Annotated in this window: 4 protein-coding genes; 1 reads left to right on the forward strand and 3 read right to left on the reverse strand. The window is 52.0% G+C overall.

Annotated features, from left to right (window positions below; genetic code table 11):
• Nucleotides 1–194, reverse strand: a 194-nt coding sequence (locus tag ACRESJ_RS27050) for a hypothetical protein (protein WP_431760594.1), incomplete at its 3' end; no start/stop codon positions are given.
• Between the two features lie 818 nt (nt 195–1,012).
• Nucleotides 1,013–1,396 (reverse strand): hypothetical protein, encoded by a 384-nt coding sequence (locus ACRESJ_RS27055; protein ID WP_431760595.1) that lies wholly within the window; start codon nt 1,394–1,396, stop codon nt 1,013–1,015.
• A gap of 178 nt (nt 1,397–1,574) precedes the next feature.
• Between ACRESJ_RS27055 and ACRESJ_RS27060 the strand changes: the two genes are divergently transcribed.
• The gene (locus ACRESJ_RS27060; protein WP_431760596.1) at nt 1,575–5,438 is read left to right on the forward strand and encodes a hypothetical protein; all 3,864 of its coding nucleotides are present in this window, start codon (nt 1,575–1,577) and stop codon (nt 5,436–5,438) included.
• 152 nt (nt 5,439–5,590) lie between these two features.
• On the opposite strand, the gene ACRESJ_RS27065 is transcribed toward ACRESJ_RS27060, so the two are convergent.
• The gene (locus tag ACRESJ_RS27065; protein WP_431760597.1) at nt 5,591–6,046 is read right to left on the reverse strand and encodes a type II toxin-antitoxin system PemK/MazF family toxin; all 456 of its coding nucleotides are present in this window, start codon (nt 6,044–6,046) and stop codon (nt 5,591–5,593) included.
• Nucleotides 6,047–6,359: the final 313 nt, after the last annotated feature.

Here is a 6,359-nt window from a genome sequence, read left to right on the forward strand (position 1 = left end):
CATGAGCACCACACCGCCAACATAACCACCAAGGCCCCGCCCCAAACCCCGGGACGGGGCCTTCGGCATTCCCAGACAACCGCAACCAGCACGACGCACTCATCCTCACTGAACGTGGCGGCCAACATTTGCACGTCGCAGACGACCTCATGGTGTAACTGAACGATGAAGTCGTAGCCGGGGGGTGACGCCATGGGGTATTCTCCTCGATTAACCGAAATATCCAGTTTTGCCAGTTTTTCGACTTGAAGTGGCGGGCTCACGCGACACCCGCCAAGCGACCATTATCAAGTTGGTTCAGAAGAAAGAGTGGCCTCTCATGATCATAATACCGATTCCTGAGGCCAACCCTGCATCCTCTGAGGTGTGTAGCTTCCACTCGGCGGACAAGGTCACGCTATGGAGTTGAACTGTTGCCGTCTGTGGCTGTCCGTCATGCATGGCGACCGATCGTCATTACCGTGAACGGCACCCTCGGTCGGCACGCGGTCTGGATCTTGAGTGTTGAGTTGAAGTGGGCAGATGGGAGTCGCTGCGGCCAGTCACTCTCGACCGTCATGCAACGCCATAGACGACAAGGCCCCGGACGCATCGCGTCCGGGGCCTTGTGCGGGGGCTACCCTGGTGAGGCGCCTTACATGCCTTCACGGCGGCGCTGATTAAACGGTGGGGACGGGGTCATAAGACTAGCATCTCGTCTCCCCGCCCCCACCCGTCAAAGCAGGCCCAGCCGGATAAGTAGCCAGATCAGCCAAATCAGCCAGTCCAGCCAATTGCAGTGAATCTTCATAGTGGGTACGCCTCCTATTGGGGGCCGGTCGGTGTTTCCGACCTGGCCTGGCAAATCCACGCTATAGCCGGTCAAGCTGGAAGAACGGTCAGAGATCGGCTCTTTAGCGGACGCGTTATGGCTCGATCGGACGCGGATCGGACGGCATACGGTCTGGGTGTCCGAGCAAAGCGAAGGCCCGCTCCGTGCAAGGACGGAACGGGCCAATAGTGGCGGACCTCACTACATATGGACGCCTTCGTTTACCTGCCACTCAAAAACGAGCTTCTTGTAGAGACCAGGACTGATGCAGTGCAGGCTTTCACAGGCCGGATCCATTACACCAGCAAGCTGCCTCACGTATGAAGGGTTACGTCGGTTCTCCGGGTTTGCGTAGTTCATGATGGAGGGATTATCGCGGTAAGATTCAATAATCCCCGTCAACGCATACATGTACGTCTCGTAGTCACCAGCTGTCCGGATAAGTGCCATACAGTCCGGATGGTATAACCATGAGTTCACAAAATCGAAGAGATGGTCAGCGCAGGCGGGAGTTGGCTCACTCATCGTGTCCCATCCTTGTGCAAAATCGAAAAAATCCTTGATGGCATCCCGAAAGACGAACATGTCTTACCTCCGCGTGAGATAACAGGTGACATAAGCGATAATTATTGTTTTAGGTAAAAATTGCAAGCATAGGCGAGTTGACCGTAAGCGCGAAGGCGCGTAGTATGCTGCGGTTAATGTAGGAAAGGAAGCTTCTGACACAATGCCAAGGCGCCGCGAGTGGCCGGATAATCAGGTCATGCAAGAACTCCAGAATTTAGCAGATCAAACTGTCCTAGGTGATGGTCTTCGTGACGGCACAGCCTTGTTCAGATTGGTTGCAAAAGCATTTGATTTTCATGCCGAGAGCGTGAAGGAAAAATACGACCGAGAAGTCATTCTTAAAGCGGTCTTGAAGAGAGCCGCTGAAGTGGATCCCGACAATATCGTCACAGCAGGGCTCTACCTGATTCGCTTAGCAAAACCAACTGCGGAAGAGATGAAAGCAGCACGCGTCACCACCCAATCCCTAGATAAGAAAAAGGAGGACAGGCAGATAATTGCTGTCTACAAATACATCGGGAAGGTGATGGCGGTACGGAATGCCAGGAAGCACGAAGTTCGCATCCTTGAGGCGTTACAGGGAGTTCTCAATAGCTTTCTCTACAATGAAAAAAATGATCACGAACGTCGTGCGCTTGCTCGGGATATACACCCCCTTAAGCGGGTAAGCCCTCTTGCGGCCATGCCAACTAACATTGCAGAGAACGTCGAGTTTCCTGAGCTTCCATCTGTGGACTCCGGGAATGCTGTACCCGTAAGCGTGCGCCAACAAAAACTGGAGTCAATAAGCCCCGGGGATGCACAGAAAGCTCTTGCGGTGTCTTCCAGACTTCGACAAGACTACTTGGTTGCATATAAAGTAGCTCAATCGCTCCCACGGATGGACATCGTCAACAAGATTCTAAAAATTGCAAACATTAAGCTGAAGAACGATGCCTTGCCGAGTCTCTTGCCTATACGTGGAAGTGCTGGTGCCGGCAAAACCGTAATAGCTGGTCAGGTTTACGACGCTCTTATCGATGCGCGCAACGCGGTAGTCGTTATTCCTTGCGGGCTGCTTCGGGAGTCGTCAAGTAACGTTGATGAACTTGACTTTCAATTTGGTCGACTTCTCTGCGTCGATGTGGGTCTGGTGTCGGTAATTCAATCCATCGTCGAGGATGAATCTCGACCAGTAGTTGTACTGTTTGACACTATTGATCTTCAATTGGGTCCTGGTACGTGGGGGCCAATTGTTGACCTGTTCGAGCGCTTACTCGATGCTGGTGCAAATGTCATCTTTACCTGTAGGCATCGTGAATACGCGGTCTTCTTAGCGCCGGATCATCATCTTGCACCTGTGAAATCGTTCGTCCGAGAACCTTTCGATATTCCAGGTCTGTCTAATGGTGAGATCATCGAGATAACCAAGAGTTACCTCGCCTACAGAGGTATAAATCCGACGGTCGGAGTTGATCGGTTCGCCGAGGCTATAGTCGAACGTGCGGCCAGGCGGGAACAGCTTCAAGAGGTTATCAGTAATCCTCTGCTGCTCACGATGGTCTGCGATACGTTTGCAGATGAAGGGGTTGTACCTCCCGATCTAACCCGTACGCGATTATGGATAGCTTACTATGAGAAGAAAATTTTCGGTACTCGTAAACATCTAGCCAACACGTCCGTGGCGCGACGTAAATTGAACCAGTGGATGGATATTGCCAGAAAAATATGGGAGCTATCCGACGAGCACATCGCTTTATCAGTGCCCCTCGTTGATTTGCCGGATGATCTCGACTCACTCGCAGCGTTCGAAGACTTGTGCAGTGAGGGTGTGCTGATCCTTGACAAATCTATCGGGTCGCGCGTTGCATTTAACCACCAGGAGATGGCCGAATTCAGTATGGGCGTATACTTGCGTGATCGCGCCCAACCTGAACTTACCCAGCTACTTGTCTCTCTAAAACGAGAACCCGCTGTTCGTTGGGATAGATGGAGAATCATTCAACATGTGATAGCTATAGCCGACGCTGCCGAGGCGAAGCAGTTATTCGACCAGCTCGATCTCTCTCAAGAGCCAGCTTTCTATGCGGCTGCATATGGGTTGGTAGAAAATTTTCGTCCGGGTCTCGTACGTGGCCTTACGAAGCGCAGAAAATTTCGGCGTATATTGCTTGATGCGCTACTTCTTATGCCAGATGACGGGCTGGCTGAAGCGCTTGACATTCTAGCACGAGTCGTTTGCGCAAGAGATCATAAGAGCGCTCACAATGCAACTATCAAAGCAGGAACTCTCATTATACGAGATCCAGACAAGCATCATACCGAGCTGGTTAAGCTCCTCCAGGCCGTCTATAAACAGCAGTTTAGTGGAATGCCCGCCCTCGAAGCCGATCAGCTTCTAGGAAACTTGCTTAGGCATGTGATCGACCGACAGGTTAACCTTAGCGCCTCTGTCCTTGCAGCGACGCGTCGTTTGGTTCCGCGTGCGACACCCATGGGTGTACGATTCATCATTCGGGTGCATATGGTGTCAGGTGTCCCATTATCGGAGCGGCGCCAGCTGTTACGTAATGTGCTTTCACATAAGGCGGCCAACAATATCGGGCAAGAGGCCCTAGCTCTGATCTCATCGGTTACCGAGTGGACAGTGCGGCCGCAGACTGATGGAGTTGACAAGAACGACCTTGCTGAGTGCGATCCGTTGGTTTTCCTTAATGATGGTGGTAGCAATAGCAATAGACTGCGTGCTCATGCAGTTGCTAGGGCAGCGAACGAGCAAGATGAGCTGCGGAAAACCCTCGTTACCTCATTTATGGAGAACGATGATCCCAATATCGTTGAGCGACTGCTTATATGTCTACAGCAAGCAGTCAAGGAAGGTGGTAGTCGTTGGGTTGCGATTCTAATTCAGGACCAGGACGTGCCGAGCACGTCCGCTGGGCTCGGACGTGTCAGTGGGCTCTTGAAGACCCTGACAGTGGCTGATAGTGAACTGCGATATAAGTTGGCAGGCTGGTTCTCGTTGCACGTATCGGCGGAGTCATCTTGGACAGTAGATGCTTATTTAAAACTTGTTTATGATAACCCCGAAAGACTTGAGCTTGCCATCTCGTATCTGTTGGCACTCACTCGCCAAGAGCAGGAGAGGGCGTTGGGAAATCTAGCCAACGGGCCTGATCCGGTTCGGTGGCAGACAGTGGAAGCGATTTTAACTCGCCTGGCCGCTCCTCCAGATGAGGCCAATGACGCGATGAACTTTTTACGAGCGCGCCTGGCGGGTCGGGCGGTAAGTGTAAACGAGAAAGCTCGTACAGTTCTTCTTGATCTTGCAGGCGATCCATCACGCAAAGTTTCATTGCAAGCGTTCAAGTATTTGAGGCAAGCCGCCGAAGCCCGTCAAGGTTGGCTTCTTCCGAAGCTGCTGGCACGCTTCAGCGGTCAGTCGCATACCCACGCCCGGCTGGGTGCCTTAAAGGTCCTCGCCCGATTGACTCGGGATCGTCCTAATGAGGCAGGTGAGACAATCGCCACTTGGTTAATTGTCGCTGGCACGCGCCGTGCGACAACTGGTCTTGAGGGAGCTGAAGAAATTGCGACATTGCTAGCGATAAGCCACTCGTACCTTAGGGATGGTGTGGGTAGGGAGCCGGCTGTGCTCACTACCATTGAGCGTCTCGTTGACGATGTACTTGATGCCATACCGAATGATCCGTTGGTCGGTCGAGAATTTATGGCGCTGATCAAGACGACATTTATGCATCCAAACGAACAGCTCAAGAGACGCGCTTCAGCATGGTGCTTGGACGCCTTGGATCGGCTTGAGCTGCCGGAGTCTAGCGATGGGGTCTCGTTCGCTGAAGAAACTCTAGGTCGACTTATCAAGGAGGGTTACTTAGATCTCGGCAATCTTGTGACGAGGGCTCAAAACTGGCCGACCAATATTCTTCTTGTCGTTGTTAAGCTGATATTGCGCTACGATCGTCGTGAAACTAAGTCTCCGTTCCTGACTGAGATACTAGAGTGGCCGATCAGCGACGAGGTACGCAAGTTCATCTGGGACCATCGGCTGAATCCGCAGTAGTAAGCAGAGAGAGCCGACCGGCACGCAAGCTGGTTTTTATCTTTCGAAGGTTCTGGGGGTCGTACCAGCTAGTTGCGTCGCACAATAACTCTTTTTTGCGACGTTTATTACTTGGGGGAGCTACAAACTAGTCTGAGGTTACTTCGGTCGCCCTATTCACTGGCTCCGATAATAACGCGTACATAATTCCGACTCTTCGTAAGCAGTCTGGGTGGTAATGTTTCGATGAACCGAGCGTGACGCGCTTCAACATCGACACTCCGAACGTGAATTGGCAAGATAGCACCCTCAGTCTTCGTGTTTTCAAGTGCGATCTCGAAAGGTAACCCTTTAACCTTCGAGGTAATGGGGCAAACAATGGCTAATCCAGTGCGTTTCGTGTATTGCCGGTTGGACAGTACGAGGTTTGGCCGACGGCCAGACTGCTCATGGCCAGTGCGTGGATCGAGATTGAGCCAAATAATATCTCCGCTGTCGGGCAGATAGACGGAGCTAGTCATCCACTTTCTCGTGGCCCTGATCGGCTCCCCAGTTATACTCACCCCCCACTTTATCCGGAGTGACCCCAAGTAAGAGTTCGGCAAGGCTAGGCAGGCGATTAGTATCATCCTTGACCGGAGTAAGCACGATCGATGCTCCGGAAAGATTAATGGCAACTGACTGGCCAGGTCGAAGCTTTACCTCGTCTAAGTTTCTTCGGTAAGCGTATACCCGTACCATTCCCCCATTTTTGAATATGTTGAACGACTTGCATATGTATATCTCCTTGTGTATACAAGTTTATACATTCTGATGCTTGGTGTCATAGGGTGAACGCACCACCGGGAATGATACCCTATCGCTCGCCCGGTTAGCAAACAGAAGGAGTCATCGTCAGTGCAGGGTGCGGAAATCGTTGCCGAGGAACGAGAAGTCATCTCT

Source organism: Pseudomonas sp., from assembly GCF_050739655.1.
In the GTDB taxonomy this organism is placed as follows: Bacteria; Pseudomonadota; Gammaproteobacteria; order Pseudomonadales; family Pseudomonadaceae; genus Aquipseudomonas.